This is a genomic window from Sphingomonas sp. FG14 (genome assembly GCF_057809675.1).
Genome location: NZ_JBMDKK010000002.1, coordinates 744,977 through 765,446, shown reverse-complemented (window position 1 = coordinate 765,446; position 20,470 = coordinate 744,977). Strand labels below are relative to the sequence as shown.

At 64.1% G+C, this 20,470-nt stretch carries 24 protein-coding genes, 2 tRNA genes and 1 pseudogene; 3 read left to right on the top strand and 24 right to left on the bottom strand.

Going from position 1 to position 20,470, the window contains the following annotated elements; all coding sequences use genetic code 11:
* Positions 1-5: 5 nt before the first annotated feature.
* A pseudogene (locus ACODTA_RS11745) lies at positions 6-257 on the bottom strand (DHCW motif cupin fold protein); the annotation flags it as partial.
* A 530-nt stretch (positions 258-787) separates the two neighbouring features.
* Between ACODTA_RS11745 and ACODTA_RS11740 the strand changes: the two are divergent.
* On the top strand, positions 788-967 hold the full coding sequence (locus tag ACODTA_RS11740) for a DUF465 domain-containing protein (RefSeq protein ID WP_222990092.1): 180 nt from the start codon (positions 788-790) through the stop codon (positions 965-967).
* Between the two features lie 151 nt (positions 968-1,118).
* Complete coding sequence (locus tag ACODTA_RS11735; RefSeq protein WP_489066084.1) at positions 1,119-1,715, top strand: carbonic anhydrase; 597 nt, start codon at positions 1,119-1,121, stop codon at positions 1,713-1,715.
* A 149-nt stretch (positions 1,716-1,864) separates the two neighbouring features.
* Here ACODTA_RS11735 and pip read toward each other — a convergent pair whose 3' ends face one another.
* From pip to ACODTA_RS11710, 5 genes are all read right to left on the bottom strand, one after another.
* The gene (gene pip / locus ACODTA_RS11730; RefSeq protein ID WP_489066083.1) at positions 1,865-2,950 is read right to left on the bottom strand and encodes a prolyl aminopeptidase; all 1,086 of its coding nucleotides are present in this window, start codon (positions 2,948-2,950) and stop codon (positions 1,865-1,867) included.
* A 197-nt stretch (positions 2,951-3,147) separates the two neighbouring features.
* A tRNA-Met gene (locus ACODTA_RS11725) sits at positions 3,148-3,224 on the bottom strand.
* Positions 3,225-3,278: 54 nt separating this feature from the next.
* Positions 3,279-3,764, bottom strand: coding sequence for a 2'-5' RNA ligase family protein (locus ACODTA_RS11720; RefSeq protein WP_489066082.1), 486 nt, complete (start codon positions 3,762-3,764; stop codon positions 3,279-3,281).
* Between the two features lie 119 nt (positions 3,765-3,883).
* Positions 3,884-5,812 carry a potassium transporter Kup gene (locus ACODTA_RS11715; RefSeq protein WP_489066081.1) on the bottom strand — a complete coding sequence of 643 codons (1,929 nt, stop codon included), beginning with the start codon at positions 5,810-5,812 and terminating at the stop codon, positions 3,884-3,886.
* Positions 5,813-5,977: 165 nt separating this feature from the next.
* Positions 5,978-6,418, bottom strand: a complete 441-nt coding sequence (locus tag ACODTA_RS11710; protein ID WP_489066080.1) for an Lrp/AsnC family transcriptional regulator — start codon at positions 6,416-6,418, stop codon at positions 5,978-5,980.
* 134 nt (positions 6,419-6,552) lie between these two features.
* On the opposite strand from ACODTA_RS11710, the gene ald reads away from it, so the two are divergent.
* Complete coding sequence (gene ald / locus ACODTA_RS11705) at positions 6,553-7,647, top strand: alanine dehydrogenase (protein ID WP_489066079.1); 1,095 nt, start codon at positions 6,553-6,555, stop codon at positions 7,645-7,647.
* Between the two features lie 55 nt (positions 7,648-7,702).
* Here ald and ACODTA_RS11700 read toward each other — a convergent pair whose 3' ends face one another.
* From ACODTA_RS11700 to gspF, 18 genes are all read right to left on the bottom strand, one after another.
* Positions 7,703-8,377: a tetratricopeptide repeat protein gene (locus tag ACODTA_RS11700; RefSeq protein ID WP_489066078.1), complete on the bottom strand. Its 675-nt coding sequence runs from the start codon at positions 8,375-8,377 to the stop codon at positions 7,703-7,705.
* Positions 8,377-8,784: a cytochrome c-type biogenesis protein gene (locus tag ACODTA_RS11695; protein ID WP_489066077.1), complete on the bottom strand. Its 408-nt coding sequence runs from the start codon at positions 8,782-8,784 to the stop codon at positions 8,377-8,379. Before ACODTA_RS11695 ends, ACODTA_RS11700 begins: the two co-directional genes overlap by 1 nt.
* Positions 8,781-9,314 (bottom strand): DsbE family thiol:disulfide interchange protein, encoded by a 534-nt coding sequence (locus ACODTA_RS11690; RefSeq protein ID WP_489066076.1) that lies wholly within the window; start codon positions 9,312-9,314, stop codon positions 8,781-8,783. Before ACODTA_RS11690 ends, ACODTA_RS11695 begins: the two co-directional genes overlap by 4 nt.
* A complete protein-coding gene (locus tag ACODTA_RS11685) occupies positions 9,314-11,236 on the bottom strand; it encodes a heme lyase CcmF/NrfE family subunit (protein ID WP_489066075.1) in 1,923 nt (640 codons plus the stop codon). The genes ACODTA_RS11690 and ACODTA_RS11685 overlap by 1 nt, the downstream gene beginning before the upstream one ends.
* Positions 11,233-11,664: a cytochrome c maturation protein CcmE gene (gene ccmE, locus ACODTA_RS11680; protein WP_489066074.1), complete on the bottom strand. Its 432-nt coding sequence runs from the start codon at positions 11,662-11,664 to the stop codon at positions 11,233-11,235. The genes ACODTA_RS11685 and ccmE overlap by 4 nt, the downstream gene beginning before the upstream one ends.
* Positions 11,661-11,792: a heme exporter protein CcmD gene (gene ccmD, locus ACODTA_RS11675; RefSeq protein ID WP_489066073.1), complete on the bottom strand. Its 132-nt coding sequence runs from the start codon at positions 11,790-11,792 to the stop codon at positions 11,661-11,663. Before ccmD ends, ccmE begins: the two co-directional genes overlap by 4 nt.
* Positions 11,789-12,505 (bottom strand): heme ABC transporter permease CcmC, encoded by a 717-nt coding sequence (ccmC, locus tag ACODTA_RS11670; RefSeq protein ID WP_489066072.1) that lies wholly within the window; start codon positions 12,503-12,505, stop codon positions 11,789-11,791. The genes ccmD and ccmC overlap by 4 nt, the downstream gene beginning before the upstream one ends.
* A 99-nt stretch (positions 12,506-12,604) precedes the next feature.
* Positions 12,605-13,585, bottom strand: coding sequence for a phosphatase PAP2 family protein (locus tag ACODTA_RS11665; RefSeq protein ID WP_489066071.1), 981 nt, complete (start codon positions 13,583-13,585; stop codon positions 12,605-12,607).
* A gap of 199 nt (positions 13,586-13,784) precedes the next feature.
* Positions 13,785-13,861: transfer RNA gene (locus tag ACODTA_RS11660), tRNA-His, on the bottom strand.
* Between the two features lie 91 nt (positions 13,862-13,952).
* Positions 13,953-14,672 (bottom strand): type II secretion system protein N, encoded by a 720-nt coding sequence (locus ACODTA_RS11655; RefSeq protein WP_489066070.1) that lies wholly within the window; start codon positions 14,670-14,672, stop codon positions 13,953-13,955.
* A complete protein-coding gene (gene gspM / locus ACODTA_RS11650; protein WP_489066069.1) occupies positions 14,672-15,148 on the bottom strand; it encodes a type II secretion system protein GspM in 477 nt (158 codons plus the stop codon). The genes ACODTA_RS11655 and gspM overlap by 1 nt, the downstream gene beginning before the upstream one ends.
* Positions 15,145-16,245, bottom strand: a complete 1,101-nt coding sequence (gene gspL, locus ACODTA_RS11645; RefSeq protein ID WP_489066068.1) for a type II secretion system protein GspL — start codon at positions 16,243-16,245, stop codon at positions 15,145-15,147. The genes gspM and gspL overlap by 4 nt, the downstream gene beginning before the upstream one ends.
* Entirely contained in the window at positions 16,242-17,219 is a 978-nt protein-coding gene (gspK, locus tag ACODTA_RS11640) for a type II secretion system minor pseudopilin GspK (RefSeq protein ID WP_489066067.1), read from the bottom strand. Before gspK ends, gspL begins: the two co-directional genes overlap by 4 nt.
* 11 nt (positions 17,220-17,230) lie before the next feature.
* Positions 17,231-17,830 carry a type II secretion system minor pseudopilin GspJ gene (gene gspJ, locus ACODTA_RS11635; protein WP_489066066.1) on the bottom strand — a complete coding sequence of 200 codons (600 nt, stop codon included), beginning with the start codon at positions 17,828-17,830 and terminating at the stop codon, positions 17,231-17,233.
* A gap of 77 nt (positions 17,831-17,907) precedes the next feature.
* Positions 17,908-18,327, bottom strand: a complete 420-nt coding sequence (gene gspI / locus ACODTA_RS11630; protein ID WP_489066065.1) for a type II secretion system minor pseudopilin GspI — start codon at positions 18,325-18,327, stop codon at positions 17,908-17,910.
* Complete coding sequence (locus tag ACODTA_RS11625) at positions 18,314-18,778, bottom strand: GspH/FimT family pseudopilin (protein WP_489066064.1); 465 nt, start codon at positions 18,776-18,778, stop codon at positions 18,314-18,316. Before ACODTA_RS11625 ends, gspI begins: the two co-directional genes overlap by 14 nt.
* A complete protein-coding gene (gene gspG, locus ACODTA_RS11620; protein WP_489066205.1) occupies positions 18,753-19,184 on the bottom strand; it encodes a type II secretion system major pseudopilin GspG in 432 nt (143 codons plus the stop codon). The genes ACODTA_RS11625 and gspG overlap by 26 nt, the downstream gene beginning before the upstream one ends.
* A gap of 57 nt (positions 19,185-19,241) precedes the next feature.
* Entirely contained in the window at positions 19,242-20,465 is a 1,224-nt protein-coding gene (gene gspF / locus ACODTA_RS11615) for a type II secretion system inner membrane protein GspF (RefSeq protein ID WP_489066063.1), read from the bottom strand.
* Positions 20,466-20,470: the final 5 nt, after the last annotated feature.

Sequence of the window (20,470 nt, the reverse complement as noted above, 5' to 3'; positions counted from 1 at the left end):
GCTCCCTAGTCGACGATGAAGATCTTCGCGCCCTTCTTGGTGACCGAGCGGTGCGGCGCATCGCCGGAATCGGACACCTGATAGCTCATGCCCGGCGTCAGCACGAAGCAGCGCCCGTCCTGTAGTTCCGAGGTCAATTCGCCTTCGAGCACGAACAGGACATGGCCACGTTCGCACCAGTGATCCGCCAGATAGCCGGGCGAATACTCGACGAGGCGCACACGCAGGTCGCCGATCTCGAAGGTGCGCCAGATCGCCTCGCCCGTCTCTCAGGGATAGGTCTTCGCTGGCACGGTCGACCAGTCTGTGACGGTGAAGGCAAGATCGGGAATCTTCATGACCAGCGCTTGTACGGGATCGCGCCACGCCGCGCGAGCACGATCCATGCGCTATCCATCGGATCATGCGGACTTGCATTGCATAGAAATTCCATCACCAATCTAGCTAGAATCACATATTTTTCGTCGCCTGAAAATTTAAAACATCAGCAACAATTCGGAAACATGATCTTCTGCATCCCGAATTTTCGGGTTTTTCGAGCGGATATTCCGAAGGATATTGGATCGATATACTGATCCTGTCCCAACTTATGCTGTGGGCTCGATGACCATATCTTGAATCCGACCATTTCACGCATATCATAATGGTGCGGACCGGGCCCCTCTGGCGATCGATCGATCGTGATGTCGGACCGCATCGGGCAGCTCCGATGCTGGCATGGCTGGGTTCCTTTCCTCATGCTCGCGGCCGAGCGTCCGATCGATCAACGTATCGAATTGGAGGCAGTATGAGTGCTGTGTTTTACCGGTTGAGCCTGATGCATCGTCGGCTGGACGAAGAGATCAAGCGCGAAGCGAAGCGACGTGTGCCCGACGGGTTCCGCCTGTTGCGGCTCAAGAAGCTGAAGCTCGCGGTCAAGGATCGCCTGACCGGCCATTGGCGTCGCGAACTGGCGGTCGCCAACTGATCGCACGCCACGACGAGCGGTCCGGATTCTCCGGGCCGCTCCATCCTCCCCACTGAATACAGACCGAATGCGGCGAGCCATCTGGCTTTCGGACGCGGTGCGCGCCCCACCTTGAATGCGACCGGAAGCATCTCATGACAAGCGAGTAGACATGACCCCTGACGAGGCATTGCAAACCCTGCGCGACGGCAATCGCGCCTTCCTGAACGGTGAAATCCAGCCCGATATCGGCTCGGCTCGGCGACTCGAACTCGCCAAGGAGGGTCAGGCGCCCTTCTGCGCCTATGTTTCCTGTTCAGACAGCCGGGTTCCGCCTGAACTGCTCTTCGGGCGTGGCCTGGGCGAACTGTTCATCATCCGCAATGCCGGCAACACGGTCGATACCGTGGCGATGGGCTCGATCGAATTCGCGGTGGCCGAACTTGGCGTGTCGCTGGTGGTGGTGATGGGTCATGAAAGCTGCGGCGCGGTGAAGGCCGCCATGTCCGTCGTCAGCGACAATGCGCGCTTTCCCGGCGCGATCGGCAACATGGTCGAGCCGATCATTCCCGCCGTGCTCGAAGCGCGCGGAGAAGCGGGCGACGCAACCGAAGCGGCGGTGCGGCAGAATGTCCGCCGCGTCGTGCGCAAGCTGCGCGAGGGCAGCGACCCCCTGCTCATCGAACCGCAAAAGACAGGCAAGCTGAAAGTGGTCGGCGCCTATTATCATCTCGAAAAGGGTGAGGTCGATTTCTTCGACCTGCCATAATAGCGGGCCTCGATGAGCCTGGCTCGTCGAGCCCCGGTATCAGCCCGCGCGGCGCTTGAGCGAACCGATCGAGGATGCGTCAGCATCTTCGAGATCGCGTATACGCCGGATATCCGGAGCAGATGCGCGCCTCTGCTCCGGACCAGCCGTCAGATGCGCGGCAACCCGTCCATGATCGCGGTCAACGCCAGCGCGTTCTCGCGCTCCATGGCGCTATGCCCGGCATTGGTGAAGACCAGGCCGGCCGGCTCCGCGCCGGCGCCACGCAGCGCCGCGACCAGGCGTGAAGCCTGGGTGAGCGGGCAGACCTGATCGAAGCGGCCATGGACGATATGGACCGGGATTGACGCCAGCGTGGCGGCATTGTCCTCGAAATGCGCGGGCGGCAGGAAGAGCGCGTTCGCGAAATAATGCGCCTCGATCTGCGCGAAGCAGAGCGCGAAATCGGCTTCGCCGAATTTGCCGGTGTCGGCGGCTTCCGGAATCATGTTCGAGGTGGCGCCTTCCCAGACCGACCAGGCGAGCGCTGCAGCAAGCTGCCGCTCGCGTTCCTCCGTAGTCGCGGGAACCATGTCGAAGATCGCCTTGTATGACGCCATCACGTCCTGCCGCTCCTCGGGCGTCAGGATCGCCAGGAAATCGCGCCACTCGTCGGGATAATGGATATAGGCGCCCGGCGTGGTGAGACCGTAGGGATCCTGGTGCCAGGTCGCGGCATTGCCCTGGTAGAAATAGTGAAGGTCCGCCTTCGACCCCAGGAAAATGCCGCGCAGGACGAGGCTGGCGCAATTGCCGGGATGCGCGATCGCATAGGCCATGGAGAGCGTGCTGCCCCAGCTTCCGCCAAAGACATGCATCGGACCGGCGATGCCGAGATGACCGCGCAGCTTTTCGATATCGGCGATCAGCAGCTCGGTGGTGTTGCGCTGAAGCGCGACCGCTGCCCCCGCCGAGGCGACATTGGGCTCGCTCTTGCCGCAGCCACGCTGGTCGAAAAGGATGACGCGATAGCGATCAGGATCAAAGAAGCGCGCCATCGCGGGCGCGCATGCGCCGCCGGGGCCACCATGAAGGAACATCACCGGCTCGCCGTCCCGGTTGCCATATTCCTCCCAGTAAAGTCGGTGCGCCGGCGCTTCATCGACTTGGAGCCAACCGCTGTCGAGCAGCAGCGGCTGCGGATATTTCCAGCCTTCGCCAATCTTGCTCGACGATTCCAGCCGCGAAAAATCCATGATCTGTCCTTTCCGGTTCAATCTTCGGGCTAGGCACGCCCGATCTTCGATCCGCCCTTTGCGAGAAACAGGCACGATCGGAAAGCCGGAATTTTTCAATAATGGAAAAACACGTTCAGCAGTTCACGAAGTTCGATCGCAACGGCAGATATCAGGACCATCAAGGGCCTGCCTGACGGCGGTGCCGACTGTGAAGTTGGTAGCGGAGGAGGGACTTGAACCCCCGACACGCGGATTATGATTCCGCTGCTCTAACCAGCTGAGCTACTCCGCCCCAAGGCCTGCGCCATAGCGCGGAGGCGGGCTATAGTGAGGCTTGGGGAGTCGGTCAACCACGGAACGGATGGCGCGATGCAACTTCCCATGAACCATTGCGATAATGCCATGCGGCAAGCCCGGAGATCGCGAGCGGCCTGGGCTTGAACCCTGCGGAAAGGCTGCGCTGGAGCGCGTGTGCGGCCATGGGCTTCACCTTGTTCTGGATGGTCACATGCGGTCGCCAGGGCGCGCGATCCTGCGGTAGCAGCAACGAATGGAAGGCATCGGCGAGCGCCTCGCGGATATCCTCCAGCACCGGGCTGAAGACGGCGAGCGCGGTGCCCCGGCCTAGATCCATGATCCCCGTGATCGTCGCTTCAGGCGGAGGCGCCCGCGCCGCCTCGCCCAACCGCGCGCGCAACTCCGGCGCCACCGAAGGCGGCAGATGGTGGAACAGCGTCAGATGCGCGTCGAGTTGGTTACGTTCGGCCGGATAATGTGCGGTTCGCAGCGCAGTGAGCCGCGCATGATCGTTCGCGCCGAACAGAGCCGACACGATGATCGGCGCGGATGCCCTATGCGATTCCGAGGATGCTCGCGCATCCGGGATCGTTTCGCTCAAACGCCGCGCGGGCTCGATCAACTTTCGATGAGACCTGCTCATCGAAAGTTGATCTATATCTCGACCTGGCTGCCGAGTTCGACCACGCGATTGGTCGGCAGCTTGAAGAAGTCCATCGCGCTTTCCGAATTGCGCATCATCCAGGCGAACAGCCGCTCGCGCCACAGCGCCATGCCCGGCCGCTCCGACGGCAGCAGCGTCTGGCGCGCCAGGAAGAAGCTGGTGTCCATCATCTTGAACTCAGCACCGCAGCCGGTGACGAGCTTGAGCGCCGCTGGCACGTCGGGTTCCTGCATGAAGCCGAACTTGATGACAAGGCGATGGAAACCCTGTCCCAGATCCTCCAGCATGCAGCGATTCTCTTGCACGACGAAGGGCACGTCGGCGATCTTCACGGTCAGCAGGATCACGCGTTCGTGCAGCACCTTGTTATGCTTCAGATTGTGCAGCAGCGCGTGCGGCACGCCATCGGCGGTCGACGTCATGAACACCGCGGTTCCGGGCACGCGCGTCGCCGAATTGGCGGCGGAGGTGACGAACACCTTCACCGGCATCGCCGCCTCGCGCATCCGCTCGATCATCAGCTTGCGGCCGCGCGACCATGTGGTGAGCATGGTGAAGGCAAAGAAGCCGACGGCGAGCGGGAACCAGCCGCCATCGGGCACCTTGGTCAGGTTCGCCGCGAAATAGGCGAGGTCGACGACCAGGAAGATGGTGAGCGCCAGCGTCGCACCCAGCTTGTTCCACTTCCACAGGCTGAACAGCACGACCGCAAGCAGGCAGGTGTCGATGAACATGGCGCCCGTCACCGCGATGCCATAGGCGGCGGCGAGATTGCTCGACGATCCGAAGAACAGCACCAGCACGATCACCGCGACACACAGAGCCCAGTTGATCACCGGAATATAGATCTGCCCCGCCGCGCTGGCGCTGGTGTGGAGAATCTGCATGCGCGGCATGAAGCCGAGCTGGATCGCCTGCTGCGTCAGCGAGAAGGCGCCTGAAATCACCGCTTGGCTGGCGATGACCGTCGCCATCAGCGCGATGATCACGAGCGGCAGACGGAAGGCTTCGGGCGCGAGGACGAAGAAGGGATTCTTGATCGCTTCGGCGGCGCCTGCGGGATCGAGCGACAGGATCATCGCCCCCTGCCCCAGATAATTGAGCATCAACGCGGGCAGCACGAAGAACAGCCAGGACACGCGGATCGGATTGCGGCCGAAATGCCCCATATCAGCGTACAGCGCCTCCGCGCCCGTCACGGCGAGCACCACCGAACCCAGCGCAAGGAACGCCAACATCTTCTCCGCCATGAAGAACTGTACCGCGTACCAGGGATTGAGCGCGATCAGCACCGAGGGATCGCGGATCACATGCATCAGCCCAAGCACGGCGATCGTCATGAAATAGACCAGCATGATCGGACCGAAGAGCTGGCCGACCCGCGCGGTTCCGCGCGCCTGGATAGAGAATATGAAGATCAGGATGGCCACCGCGATCGGCAGCACCCATGGGCCGAAATGCGGATCGACGGTGACAAGGCCTTCGGACGCCGACAACACCGACATCGCCGGGGTGATCATCGAATCGCCGTAGAACAAAGCGGTCGCGAACACGCCCAGCATCACAATCGGTGCGGTCCAGCGCTTGGCGCTGCCCGTTTCACGGTTGATCAGCGCGAGCAGGGCAAGGCTGCCGCCCTCCCCCTTGTTGTCCGCGCGCATGATGATGCTGACATATTTGATCGTCACCACGATCATCATCGACCAGAAGATCAGGCTCAGCACGCCATAGATATGGAGCTGATCGGGCGGGAGCCTGTGATGTTCGGACGTGAAGGTTTCACGAAAGGCGTAGATCGGGCTGGTGCCGATGTCGCCGAAGACGATGCCGATCGCCGCGACCGCCAGCTTCACCAGAGGCTGGCTGTCCGGTGCGTGTGAAGACCCTTGAGCCTCCACATCCGTTGCCGATGTGCTCATGGGGGCGTCAGCGCGCCAGAATTTCTAGGAAAAAGGCCATAAAAGACCGACTCTCAACCGCCCCGGCAATGGAGCCCGCGGGCCATTAGCACCTCGTTCATCGCACAGCAATATGCGCGCCATGCGAAGGCGCAGGGATGCAGATGCATCCGCGTCTTGCGACGCTCAATCCCCCGCCGCCAGCGTTCGGATTGTAAATTGGGTGACCAGCCGGTGGACTCCCGGCAATGCCGACAGGATTTCGCGGTGGACACGCTCATAGCTGTCGTCCGCGCGCACCAGCACCTTGATCAGATAATCGGATTCTCCGCTCATCAGATGTGCCTCGCGAACCTGGGTGGTTCGGGCGAGCGCGGCCTCGAACGCCATCATCGTCGCCTGTCGCTGATCGACAAGCGTGACCGAAACGAACACGGTCGAGGGATTGCCCTTCGCTGCGGCCGACAAACGGGCGCGATAGCCGAGGATGAGCCCATCCTCCTCCAGTGCCTTCACTCGCCGATGCGCGGCCGAAGGCGATAACCCGACACGTGCGCCGAGCTGTTCGCTGGTCAACGCCGAGTCGTTGACCAGCTGAGCGAGAATCTTGCGGTCTATCGCATCCATTCCAGATTTTCTTGCACAGATTCCCACAACTGAACAACAAAATCCCGAACAGCACCCTCACCGCCCCCCATTTTGCAAGCACTTCCCGCCCGATCAGGATTATTCTGCGCCAAATCCTGATACAGGAGAGAGCGATGCGCATCGGCGTTCCCAAGGAAATCAAGAATCACGAATATCGCGTCGGGATGACGCCCGCGTCGGTCGCCGAACTGATCGCGGCCGGCCACGACGTTGTTGTCGAAACCAGAGCCGGATCCGGCATCGATTTCGGGGATGACGACTATGTCGCCGTGGGCGCCACGATCGCGGCCACCGCCGCCGAAGTGTTCGCCAAGGCGGACATGATCGTGAAGGTGAAAGAGCCGCAGCCGCAGGAAATCGCACTGCTGGAGCCTCGTCATCTGCTTTTCACCTATCTCCACCTCGCCGCCGACAAGCCCCAGGCCGAAGGGCTGATGAAGTCGGGCGCAACCTGCATCGCCTATGAGACAGTGACGTCACCGAGCCGCGGCCTGCCGCTGCTCAAGCCGATGTCCGAAGTCGCCGGGCGTATGTCCGTACAGGTCGGCGCCCATTATCTGGAGAAGGAACAGGGCGGACGCGGCGTGCTGCTGGGCGGCGTGCCCGGAGTCGCCCCCGCACGCGTCGCGATCCTGGGCGGCGGCGTCGCCGGCGTGAATGCGGCACAGATGGCGGTCGGCATGCGCGCCGACGTGACCATCTACGACATCAGCAACGATCGCCTCGCCGAACTCGACATGTTCTTCTCCAGCCAGATCAAGACCGCCTATGCCAGCAAGGCGGCGATCGCGGCGGCGGTCAAGAACGCCCATCTCGTGATCGGCGCGGTGCTGGTTCCAGGCGCAGCCGCACCCAAGCTGGTGACGCGCGAGATGCTCAAGACGATGAAGCGCGGATCGGTACTCGTGGACATCGCGATCGACCAGGGCGGCTGTTTCGAGACCAGCCATGCGACCACTCATGACGACCCGGTCTTCGAGGTCGAGGGCGTCATCCATTATTGCGTGGCGAACATGCCCGGCGCGGTCGCCCGCACATCGGCCTTCGCGCTCAACAACGCCACCCTGCCCTTCGCCTTGCGGCTTGCCAATCTGGGCGCCGAGTCGGCGATGGCCGCTGATCCACATCTTGCGGCCGGCCTGAACGTTTCAGCCGGCAAGATCCGTCACCAGGCTGTCGCCGAAGCACTCGATCTGCCGTTCAACTGAGCCCGTCGAACATCCCATCCCCGCGAAAGCGGGGATGGCCTACGGAAACAGCGGGTTAAGACGCGCGCTGCTCAGGCGTCGGCGTGGCCGGTGCTTCAGCCGGTGCCGGCGGCCGCCCAAGTTGCACCTGCAGCGCTCCCAGCCGCGCCTCCAGATCGGCGCGCCACGGCGCCTGAGCTGGCGTGCGTGCGAGCAGAGCGCTCCAGATCGCCTCAGCCTTATCGAACTGGCCGGACTGTGCGAGCGCCAGCCCCATGAAGAAAGGCGGTCCGGGGTGCTCGGGAGACAGGGTGGCGCCAGTCTGGAACGCGTACTGGGCAGCCGGGGTCATCATGCCGTCGGCATGATTCACCAAGGCATTGCCTAGCCCGACCCACATATCCGCGCTTTTCGGATAGGCCCGGACACCGCCCAGCATCACCGTCACCGCGTCGCGCGTGGAACCGAGCCGGCCGAAGGTATCGGCGGTGTCGAGCCATTGCGCCTCTGTGCCGAAACTGCCCATCATCGCCTTGCGCTGCTCAACCAGCTTGGGATCGATCTCCGCTGCCGCGGACTTGGCGGCGATCGGCGTACCGGCAAGGCCGGGGCTGCCCTGCCAGGCATAGCCGGCGAGGCCGAGTAGCAAACCGGCGCCGACAAGTTCCCAGCTTTGCCGAGGCAAGCGGCCGATGCGCCACAGCGCCAGGAATGCCACGGCAGCCATCGCAATGACCATTACCCAGCCCATCACCGCCCCCTTCTGCGGAAACGCCCGCGCGCCAGCCAGACGCCCGCGCCCAGCAACAGCAATGGCGCGATCCACAATATGGCAGTGCGTCCCGACAATGGCGGATCATAGCTGATCCATTCGCCGTACCGCTCGATCATCCAGGCACGGATCTGGTCGGGCGTCTCGCCTTGCTGGATCCTTTCGCGCACCATCGCGCGCATATCCCCCGCCATCTCCGCATCACTGTCCGCGATCGACTGACCCTGGCAAACGACGCAACGCAGCGTCTCCATCAACGCGGTCGCCTGCGCTTCCTGCTTCGGATCGGCTAGCTGCGTATCGGCAAGCGCGGCGGCGGGCAGCGACGAATCCGCCAATGCCGGCCCTGTCGCCACAATCAACAGCAAGGCGAGCGCGCGCTTCATCGCGCCTTCCGAAGTTCATCAAGGATCATCGGCACATGTTCGGGACGGATATCCCCAATATGCTGATAGCGGATCATGCCCTTGCCATCGACCACGAAGGTTTCGGGAACGCCCGAGGAGCCGAGAGCGAGCTGGACGCGGCTGCCCATATCAGAACCGATCCGCTTGTACGGATTGCCATGCCGCTTCAGGAAGGCGGCGACATCCTCTGGCCGGTCCTTGATGGCGATGGCGTCGATCTGCACGCCCTGCGCGGCCAGCCCCTCAAGCACCGGTGCTTCAGCGATGCACGGCAAACACCAGCTCGCGAAGATGTTGAGCAGGCGCGGTTCGCCGCCTTGCGCAAGGTCCGCCTGGCTCAAGCCGGCAATGCCTGGCGTAGCGGCTGGCAGCGTGAACTGAGGAAGCGGCTTGCCGACGAGCTTCGAATCGATCGTCCGCTGGGCCGGATTGACCAGCCCATAGGCGACGATCCCGAAAAACAGGCCGAAAACCGCCAGCGGCAGCCATAGGAGCCAGCTTTTCCTCATCACGCATAAGCCTTTCGATCATGGGCGCGCCGCTCGCGCCGGACGCGACCGACAAGCGACAACAGGCCACCGAGTGCGATCATGCCGCCACCTAGCCAGATCAGCGTCACCCATGGTTTCCACCACAGGCGAAGCTGCCAGCGGCCCTGTTCATCCTCCTTGCCCAGCACGGTGTAGAGCTGACCGTCGATCCGCGTCGCGATCGCGGCTTCATTGGTTTCAGTCGGCGGCGACGAGAACATGCGCGCCTGCGGCTTGAGGACGAAGGGTTTGCCGTCGCCACGAACGACAGTGAGCGTCGCTTCCAGCGCGGTCCAATTGGGGCCTGCGATCGGTTCGATCTTGTCGAAACGGACGGTGAAGGGGCCGACCGTCTCGCTCTCGCCCAGCCGCGCGGCGACGAGCGTTTCCTTGGTGAAGCTGCTTTCCGCCGCCATGCCGACCATCGAGACGGCGATGCCCAGATGCGCGATGACCATGCCCCAGACGAAGCCGGGCGTGCGGCGCAGGTTGCGCTTCCAGAGCGGCGCGACGCTCGCGGCGGCGACGCCGGCGGCCACGACGAGGCCAAGCAATGGCAGGATATGCGCGCGCGGCGCGAACGCCACGAGCGCGAACAGCGCGATCGCCGAGATCAGGACAGGCAAAGCGAGCCGGTTGATCAGTGGCTTCAATTCGTCCCGACGCCATTTGAGCAGCGGCCCCGCCCCCATGATCGCAACCAGGATCAATGCGATCGGCCCTGTGACGAGATTGAAATAGGGCGGCCCCACCGAAACCTTGAAACCCAGCGCTTCGGTGATGAGCGGATAGAGCGTGCCGAGAAAGACCAGGCAGAGAATGACCGACAGCAACAGGTTATTCGCGACCAGCGCGCCTTCACGGCTGACGGGATCGAATTGCGATCCTTCCTTCACCGTGCCGACGCGCAGCGCGTAAAGCGCCATCGCCCCGCCGATATAGATGGCGAGCAGCGCAAGGATGAAGCTGCCGCGCGTGGGATCGACCGCGAAGGCATGGACCGAGGTCAGGATGCCCGACCGCACCAGGAAGGTGCCGACCATCGACATGGAAAAGGCGACGACCGCGAGCATCACCGTCCAGGCGCGCAGCCCGTCGCGCGTGGCGAGCACCGTCACCGAATGCAGCAATGCGGTTGCGGCGAGCCACGGCATCAGCGAAGCGTTCTCGACGGGATCCCAGAACCACCAGCCGCCCCAGCCGAGTTCGTAATAGGCCCAGTAGCTGCCGGCGGTGATGCCGATGGTGAGGAACACCCAGGCGATCAGCACCCAGGGCCGCATCGCGCGGGCGAAGGCCGGGCCAACGTCACGCGTGATGAGCGCACCGACCGCAAAGGAAAAGGCGATCGAAAGCCCGACATAGCCGAAATAGAGCGTCGGCGGATGAAAGGCGAGGCCGGGATCCTGAAGCAGCGGATTGAGCCCCTGCCCTTCTGGCGCCGCCGGATTAAGGCGCGCGAAGGGATTGGAGGCGAACAGCAGGAATGCGTAAAAACCCAGGCCGATGAACGCTTGCGCGCCCAGTGTCGCCATGAGGGTCGGCCGCTCCAGCCGGCGCTCGAACAACGCCACGCCCGCCCCCGCCAGCGCGAGCACCGACACCCAGAGCAGCATGGAGCCCTCATGATTGCCCCAGGCGCCCGCGAATTTATAGATGAAGGGCTTGGCCGAATGGCTGTTCATCGCGACCAGCTTCACCGACATGTCGGAGCGCAGGAACAGCCAGATCAGAAAGGCGAAAGCGATACTGACGAAGATGCCCTGCACCACCGCGACCGGGCGGACAGCGCCGAGCAGCTCGCCGCGATTGCCCGTCATGCCGAGCAGGACGAGAATAAACTGGAGCGCGGCCAGCGCGAAGGCGAGCCACAGCGCGGCGAGACCTGCTTCAGCGATCATTCGACCTTGCCCGTCTTGTGCATGTCGCCCGCGATCTGCGGCGGCATGTAGCGCTCATCATGCTTGGCAAGGATATTGTCGGCCACGAAAGTACCCGACGCATCGAAACGCCCTTCGGCCACCGCCCCCGAATCCTCCTTGAACAAATCAGGCACGATGCCCTTGAATCGGACGGGCACGCTGGCCTGGCCGTCAGTCAGCGCGAAACGGATGGTGACTCCATCGGGGTCGCGCGCGATCGACCCCTTTTCGACCATTCCACCCAGCCGGATCGCCTGGCCCGGGGCGACATTCGCCTTCTTCGCGTCGCCAGGTGAATAAAAATAGGCCGCCTGATCCTTGAGCGCGGACATGGCGAGCAGCGTCGCGCCGATGAGCGCGGCCAGCGCCACGAGCGCGAGCGTCAGGCGTTGATGCTTCGCCTTCATGCGTCACGCCTCAGCGCGTCGGCGGTGCGCTCGGCGCGGCGCATCGAGGCGAACGCCCAGAGCGCCACCGCCGCCGTCGTGGCGATGGTGAGCGCATAGGCGGCCACGACATAGGCCCAGTGATTCATTCGCCCGCCATCCTTCTCAAACGTGCCTCGACCCGGATCTGCGCCAGGCTCGCCCGCATGCGCATCAGCACGATCGCGCCGAACAGCAAGGAAAAACCAAGCGTGGTGAAGCCGAGCGGCCAGAGCAACGATCCATCGATGCTGGAGCCCGATATGGTGATGCTCGCCTTTTGATGCAGCGTGTTCCACCACACCACCGATCGGTTGATGATCGGAATGTTGATCGCGCCGACCAACCCGAAGATCGCGGTCACGCGGCTGACGCCGCCGCGCTCGTCATCGGCGCTGGCCAGTGCGATATAGCCGAAATAGAGGAACAACAGGACAAGCATCGAGGTCATCCGCCCGTCCCATTCCCACCAGGTGCCCCAGGCGGGCCGTCCCCAGATCGAACCGGTGGAGAGACAGAGCGCGGTGAACAACGCGCCGGGCGCCGCGATCGCGCGGGCGGCGATGCCGGCAAGCGGATGGCGCCAGACGAGTTGAACAAGGCCGGCGATGGCGATCCCGGTCCATCCCCCCATGCCCAGCCACGCTGCCGGCACATGGATGTAGAGGATGCGCACAGTCTCACCCTGCAGATAGTCAGGCGGCGTGAAGAACAGGCCCGCGCCCATGCCGATCACGATCAGCAGCACCCCGCCCCACGCCAGCCAGGGCGTCAGCGGTCTTGCGATCTTGAGAAACCGCGCCGGATTGGCGAAACCATGCATCGAAGAAGCGGCAAACCCTGGGTGAGAGACGCATCGCTCTACCGGGACCACTCCGCTCCATCAAGCCATCGGATCAGGGTGGCGGAGGTCTGGAAGCGCCTATGCCCGCCAAGTCGGCACAGGGCGCAACCTCGACATCAACGGCGCGGCGTCAAGTCTTTCCTGGAAATACAGTGTCGCCGCCTTCCAGCAGACAATCGCCACTCCGGCGGCCACGAGGCCGTCGATCGCATAGTGATAGCCGAAATGTATCGAACCCAGGAACGTCAGCAAAGCAAAGACGGCTGCCGCCGCCGCCCAGCGCGTCCGTCGCGCGGCCATGACGTAGAGCATGGCCACCGCGACATGGATCGACGGCATGGCTGAAATGCCGCCTCCGGCCTCGACATCAGCGGTGCCCAGCGCCGATACCAGATATGCCTGGGTCCGAAGGATCGGCCCGTCTGAAAGAAGCTGCGCGTGAAGCGCCGCGTTCGGAACATCGAAATGCCCGGCAAGCGCGGGATCGAAAAGATGCGTGAAAACTGGTCCGGCCGCTGGAAACATATAAGCGATCGCGATCCCGCCAATCAGCCAGCAGAGATTCATGGCCAGGAAAAAGCGCCCCGCAAACCGACGCGACGCAGCAAGCACCACGAAAACCTGGACAAAGACCAGCCCTAATCCCCAACCTGCCGTGTATAGAAATTCGAGCATGCGGCTTTCCGCCACACCAATCACGCCGGATGTCAGACGCCAGGGATCGACGCCGAAGATCAGGGCATCCAAGCGGGTAAAGACCGCATCCCAGCGAAAGGACTCGAGAACGGCCAGCGCCGTCTTCGCGATAGTGAAAGCGGTGAAGAACAACGGCTGTACAAGAGTGGGCAAGGCCAGCATCGGCGCGACGGCGCGCAATCGCGACCATATGACCGTGCCGGGGCATTCGCTCCGTCGCATCGCCAGCCGGAAGAGCTCGCCCCCCGCCCAGATCGGAATCGCCGCCAATGTCACGCTCACCGCGGGGAGCAGATAATCGAGCAACACAGTACCGCTATCGAGCCTTGCGAGACTCGCGGTGAGAGACGCGATCGCGGCCATGACCGCAAGCACGACAAAGCTGGGCGCGACCGCCCGCCAGACCGAAACATCCCCCACGGCATGATTTTATATCGGAAGCGTTATTAAATCACTTCCGCAACGATATCGGATCTATCGGATATTCCATCGCGGCATCGAACGCGCGCGCCGTCCCCGGCATCGCACATCCGCGCGCATCAACAAGCTGTTCGGAGGAAAATGGGGCGACCGAGGGGACTTGAACCCCCGACCCCTGGTACCACAAACCAGTGCTCTAACCAACTGAGCTACGATCGCCACTGGCCCGAAGGCCGGGCGCGCACTTACGCCGACGCGGGGGGGCGGTCAAGCACCTCTCGGTGCCGAACCGCTCCTTGCGCGTCAAAGCTTAGAAGCGTCCCTGAAGCTGGAAGGCGTAGCCCTGCGCGGTCTGGCGAAAACCCGAAGCGGCCAGGCGCTGCCCGATCGCGGGATCGGCCGGACGGATGGAAAGATCGAGTTCGTAGCGGCCATCCTCGAACAGTTTCAGTGCTAACCGCTCCATGCCCGATTGCCCCTGCAATGGCAGCAACAGCGCGCCACCGTCGCAGCGAGCATTGCCCGTCAGCCCTTGCGTCAGGTTGATTCCCGCGATGTCGCCGGACAGCGCGGCCTTCACTTGCCCCTCCGCACGAGCGCACTGACCATCCTCGAATCGGACGCTGACATCGGACAGGTCGAGCGTGTCGACCGGCAATGGCGCGAAGACGGAAGCAACCGGGATCATTGCCGTCAGGTCGTCGACACCGAAGCTATTGCGCGTCACGCCAAGCCCGCCGGAGATTCGGCCACGACCATCCTCGCGATTGGCGATATCGACGCGTGCACGGCCAACGAAAAGCTGGATCGGGGACAATTGCGCCGTGAGATCGCCAAGCGGAGCATCGCCGATCCGGCTCTCGGTCAGGCCGCCCAGCCAGATGCTGCCATCGGCCTTGCGCGCGGAAAATCCCTTCTGGTCGAGCGCGAGCCAGCCAAGCGCCAACCGCAATGGGATGAGCGCGACGAGCGCGACGAGAAACGCGCAGAGGAAGAGCACGCTGCGGCCAAGCGGCAAACGAATTCGCATCACAGCCCCCGTCCCCGCATCGTCGCTTCGATCGACAGCGTCTGATCGCTGTTGGCACGCGCGGTCAGCCGTTCGGGAAACACGCCCCGTCCCTCCAGATCGTTAAGCCAGCCGAAAAAGGCCTGGGGCCGCGCGGAGGCGATCGCAATCACCACGCGGTCGCGCCCTTGCGGCTCCGTACGCGACAGCACGAAGCCGACTTCACTCGCGGATTGGCCGACAACCACATCCACGGGCGCTTCCAGCCGGCGTCCGGCACCTCGCTCCAGTGCCTTGAGCGCCGCCACCTTGCCCTTCACCTCAGCCTGTTCGATGACCGCCCGGGTGTGACGTTCGCGCGCATCCGACAACGCATCATCCATCGTGCGCACAAAAAGCCAGGCGATCACCACCGCCATCAGCGCGATCATCACCATCAGCAGCTGTTGCTCGCGCGGCGACCGATCGCGCAACCAGGTCCTGAACCGCTCGCTCATGGCAGCCTCACCGTCATTTCAACCATCTGCCGCCCCGCCTCGACGCGCGGTTGCGTCGCCGTTCCATCAAAGCCGTAACGCTCAAGCTGACGTTGAAACGCCGCGATATCCTCGACGGTCGCGGCCGCGATGGTGATCCGCAGCGAACCGTCGACCGCGAAGTCGAACGCCGTCAGTTCGATATTGGGCACGGCGCGCACCGCAGCGTAGATCGATGCCGCGGTCGCCGAAAAACCCGCCCCGCCGCCACGCGCCGCCGCCAGCCGTTCATCGAGCGCGAACAGCGCATTGGCGTCGCCACTACCGCCGGGCAGCGCGCTCTGCGCCACTGCACGCGTGCGGAGTTCGATCGCGTCAGCCGCCGTCGAATATTTCAGGATCAGCACCAGATGGATGAGCAACGTCGCGATCAATATCCCGATCCCAAGCCACGCCAGCCGCCGGATCAATCGCCAGTCGAGTTGCCAGGGCCTGCGCTTGGAGAAACCGCCCGCACGCAGGTCCACTTCGGATCGCTCGACACCAGCCAGGAGCGCGGCCTCCACCTCCGCCGGATCGAGCGTGACGACGGGTGCATCGGCCAGGATCAGTTCCGACAGGCCGGGTTCATCGAGAAAACCGCTGCTGCGGCCACGCACCAGAGCCTGCCCGGCGATCGTCCCGCGCACATAGCCTTCATCCGGACGCGGCAACAGCAGCGCGGCGGGCAGGATCATATCGGGATCGTGTCCCAATGACTGCAATTGCGCGATCCAGCCCGCCAGGAGGGAGCGATCGACGGTGACGAGCGCGCGGTCTCCGGTATCGTCGGGTTCACCCACCGCGACATGCAGCGTATCGAGCGGCACGACACTGTTCTCGGCGGCGAGCAGGCGCGCCGCCGCCCGCGCCTGGGCCGGAGCAAGCGCCGGCAATTCAGCCCAATTGACCATGGTGGCGGCGGCCGGAGCGATCGCGACGGCGCGCGGCTCTTCCGCATGGGGCGGGCATGCGACCAGATCGTCACCGGCCGCACTCTCGCGACCATCCTCATAAAGCCGCCATGCGACCGGACCCGCGGGATCGACGGGCAGGAACAACAGTCGCAGCGCACTCATGTCGGGTCGCCCCATTGACGGGAAACCAGCCGAGCCGGCTCACGGGTCGAATCGATCAGGGCGGTTTCCTCCAGTTCGGCGCCACCCAGCTCGACCATGATGTCGAGCGCGAACCATTCGGTGCGCAGCTTGGTCTGCCCGATCACTTCCTGACCGGGGTTAAGCGCCTCAAGCGCGGGAAGACGCCAGAATTCCACGGTGCTGGCATAGCCGCCCGGCGGCCGCTGCGCGAGCATCTGCCGCGCGCGCGGTACATCGAGCCGGCCGGGCATCAGCATGGCGAAGAGCGGCGCCTGATCGGGAAGCAGCGTGTTGACGTTGATCGGCGAAAGCGAATTGCTGGGCAAGGCACAGATCCAGGGGCGCAGGCGCGCATAAAGTTCGGGGGTGACGCCCGCGACCGCGCGCAGTTCGCTGACATCGGTGATACGGGCATTGGCGGCGAGATAGGGCACCGCCAGCGATCGATAATAGTCGTCCTCCGCGCCTTCGGGCGCCTGCATGTCATCGGCATCGACCCAGTCCGCCAACGCGGCGGCGACGCGGCGCGCGACCTCTGCCTCTATGCCGATCGCCTCCATCAGCGCGACGAATTGCGCGATACCGGTGGGATTGGGCTGCAGCTTGGTCGGAATCTGACCGATGCCGACGCTGTTGAGATTGAAGCAATTCCCGCCATCGCGCACCCGCGCGGTGGCGATACCGCCCGGAATGGGCAGATTGAAGCTGCGGCCGTTCCAGCCACCCGCCAGCGTGGTCTTGGCCGGATCGCGCGCGACAAGATCGTCGATCCGCATCAGCGCCAGCGTTTCCGCCGCCTGGCCGAAAGCCCGCGCCTGATCGATCGCAGCCGCATTGGCGGCGAGATGCGTCGAAAGCTTGAGCCGCTCCAGCGCGGAAACCGACAGCACCGCCATCACCGCGACGAGCAGGAGAACGCTGAGCAGCGCGGCGCCGCGCTCTCCCTTCCTCATGACACCGCGCTTCATTGGCGATAGCCCGATCCGGCGACGAACACCTGACGGATCGGCGCGCCATCGCCGCGATCGATCACCATTTCCACCGCGCTCGGCAGCAGTTCGGGCTGCGATTCGGCCCAGGCGTCGAGCCATTCGCCATCCTTGCGGTAGCGCATGCGTATCGAGCGAACCCCCTCAAGCACCACCGCCCCCGCCTGTGCCTCTCCACCGTCTAGCATGGGGTATGCGACTCTTTCGAGTCGATCGGCATCCAGCCGATACTCGACCTTCTGGAGCGACGGACGCGATGCCCCCGCCCCATTGCTCCAACCAGCGCGCACAAAGGCCATCAGCGGCTCCGCCCCGCTGCCGGACGTGCCCCGAAAGGCCGGCGCCCGATCACCCGACAGCGAGCGCGTCGTGCGCGGCACCGCCTGCGCCAGATCGCCGGTCAGCGCCGAACCGAGCCGCCGGATCGTCGCGATATCGTCAAGCCGGGTCTTGGCCGAGGCCTGGGCACCGACGCTGAAGCTCAACAGCATCACCCCGCCTGCCGCGAGAATGCCGAAGATAAGTAGCGAGACCATCAGTTCGACAAGCGTGAAGCCGTGTTCGGCGGAACGCAAAGCAGGCCCGAAGCCGTGTTCGGTGGAGCGCTCAAAAGAATCGAAGTCGGGTTCGATTGAGGCGCGGAACGATGGCGTCATTGGGCGCGCCTTACCAGCGTCAGATCGGCCATCGCCTGTCCGGCTTCGTCAGCGACGGCGATATCGATACGGATCGCGACGCCGTCACCAATGCGGCGCGCGGCGCGTGTCCAGTGCCAGGTGCTACCGCCATTGACCTCCTCACCCTTGGTTTCACCCAGCGTGGGCGCCACGGGATCGGTCAGGACCTCGGCCGCGAGATTGCGCGCGACGATCTGCGCCATCGTCCGGCGATCGAGCTCATGCGTGCTCGACAGGGTCGCCCCCTCCAACCGCAGCAGGGCGAGCGCGGCCAGGCTGAACACAGCCAGCGCGACGAGCATTTCGATCAACGTGAAGCCGTGTTCGGCGGAACGCCTGCAGGAGCCGAAGCCGTGCTCGGCGGAACGCTGGCGAATGGTTTCAGGGCGCGACATTGATCGTCCCATCCTGTCCGATCGCGACCGCCACCTGTTCGCCCTCACGGCGCAACGTCACCATCACGGCCTCGCTGGGCAGACCGGTACTGTCGAAGCTCACGGTCTTGCGTGCGTCACGACCGATCGCGACGCCAATACCCTGCCCCCATTCGGCCCGGCGCAGTTCGCGCAGCGGCACTGGACGCCAAGCACCCCGACTGCGCTGTTCGAAGCCATAGCCGAGCGGATCCATGGTCAGGCTGGTCTCGCGTCCATCGACGACCGCGCCGTCACGCGCGATGCGGACGCGCGCGGCGAAGGTTTCGGCGGCATCGACCAGCCGGCCATGAGGATCGGGAAGCGTCAACATGACGATAGCCGACATCGCGCCGATAATCGCGATCACGATCATCAGCTCTACGAGCGTAAAACCTTGTTCCGCCTCAGCGCCAGTTGCCGATATCGGCATTTTCACCCTCGCCGCCTTCCTGGCCGTCGGCGCCAAGCGAATAGACGTCGAAGCTGCCATTGCGGCCGGGAACGGCATAGAGATAGGGCCGGCCCCAAGGATCCTCTGGCAGCCGCTTGATATAGCCCCCACGCCGGTACCGTTCGGGCCGGGTCAGTGACGGCGGCGCCTGGATCAGCGCGCGCAATCCGTCCGACCCTGCCGGATAGGTCAGATTGTCCAGCCGATATTGCTCGATCGCCTGTTCCAGCGTCAGCACATCGGCCTCCGCCTTCTTGCTCATCGCCTTGTCCTGGCTCGGCATCACATTGATCAGCACGATCGTGCTGAGCAGGCCGATGATCACGATGACGACCATCAGTTCCACAAGCGTGAAACCGCGTTCGCCATGTGGCTTGTCTTCGATGTCATTCCCGCGAACGCGGGAATGACATGGGAGTGTTGGACGCGTCATGACAATACCTCAGATGCCCGCCAGCGACTGGAGCTGGAGGATGGGAAGCAGGATGGACAGGATGATGAGCGCGACGATGCCGCCCATCACGACGATGATCGCGGGTTCGAGCAGCGACAGTGCCGCGGCGGTGAAGCCGTCGAATTCTCGCTCGAGATAGTCAGCGGCGCGTTCCAGCGTCAGATCGAGCCGCCCAGCCGTCTCGCCGCTGGCGGTGAGATAGACCAGTAGCGGCGGAAACACATTCGCGCGCTTCAGCGCGGCTGACAGGCTGCCACCGCCACGGATCGCCTCGACAATCTCTTCCGAGGCATGACGCAGCGCGCGATTATGGACGGTCTGTGCAGTCAGGCTGAGCCCTTCGAGCAGGGGCAATCGGCTCGACACCATCGTCGCCAGCGTCCGCGCCATGCGCGCGGCGTGAAGGTCCCGGATCAGGCGGCCGATCAGTGGGATGCGCAGCAACGACCGATCGAAGCGCAGGCGAAGCCCCGGATCCCTGAGCGCACGCCAGCCGACGACGCCGATGATCGCGGCGGCCGCCAACAGCGCCCACCACCAGCCGACCAGGAACTCGGACAGGCCGATCACCATCCGCGTCAACAATGGCAATTGCTGGCCGACCGTGTCGAACTGCTCCACCACCTTGGGCACGACGAACATCATCAGCGCGACGACCACGCCGATCGCGACGAGCGCGAGCACGACCGGATAAGCGAGCGCGCTCATGACCTTGCTGCGCACCTGCGCCTGCCGTTCCTGAAGATCGGCCAGCCGTTCGAGGATCACGGGCAAGGTGCCCGAACTCTCACCCGCCGAGACCATCGCGCGATAAAGCGCCGGGAAACTCTTGGGCTGCCGCCCCATCGCCTCGGACAGGCGCCGCCCCTCGACCACACCCGCATGAACGGCCTCGATAACCGCGCGAACATGCGCTTCCTCACCCTGGCGCGAAATCGTGCGCAGCGATTCCTCCAGCGGCGTGACCTGGACGAGCGTGGCGAGCTGCCGCGTGAACAGCGTCAGTTGCTTGGGGCCGAGCCTGCGGCGCGCGAAGATCGATTTCGAGAGCAATGGCGGCCTGGGCGCGGCGCCGCTGCCCGGCTCGATCCTGACGACATAGAGGCGTTTGCGATCGAGCCGGGCTCGCGCATCGTCGATGCTCGGCGCCGCGACGCTGCCACGCTGTTCGCGCCCGGCGGTGTCGAGCGCAAGATAATCATAGTCAGGCATGACGG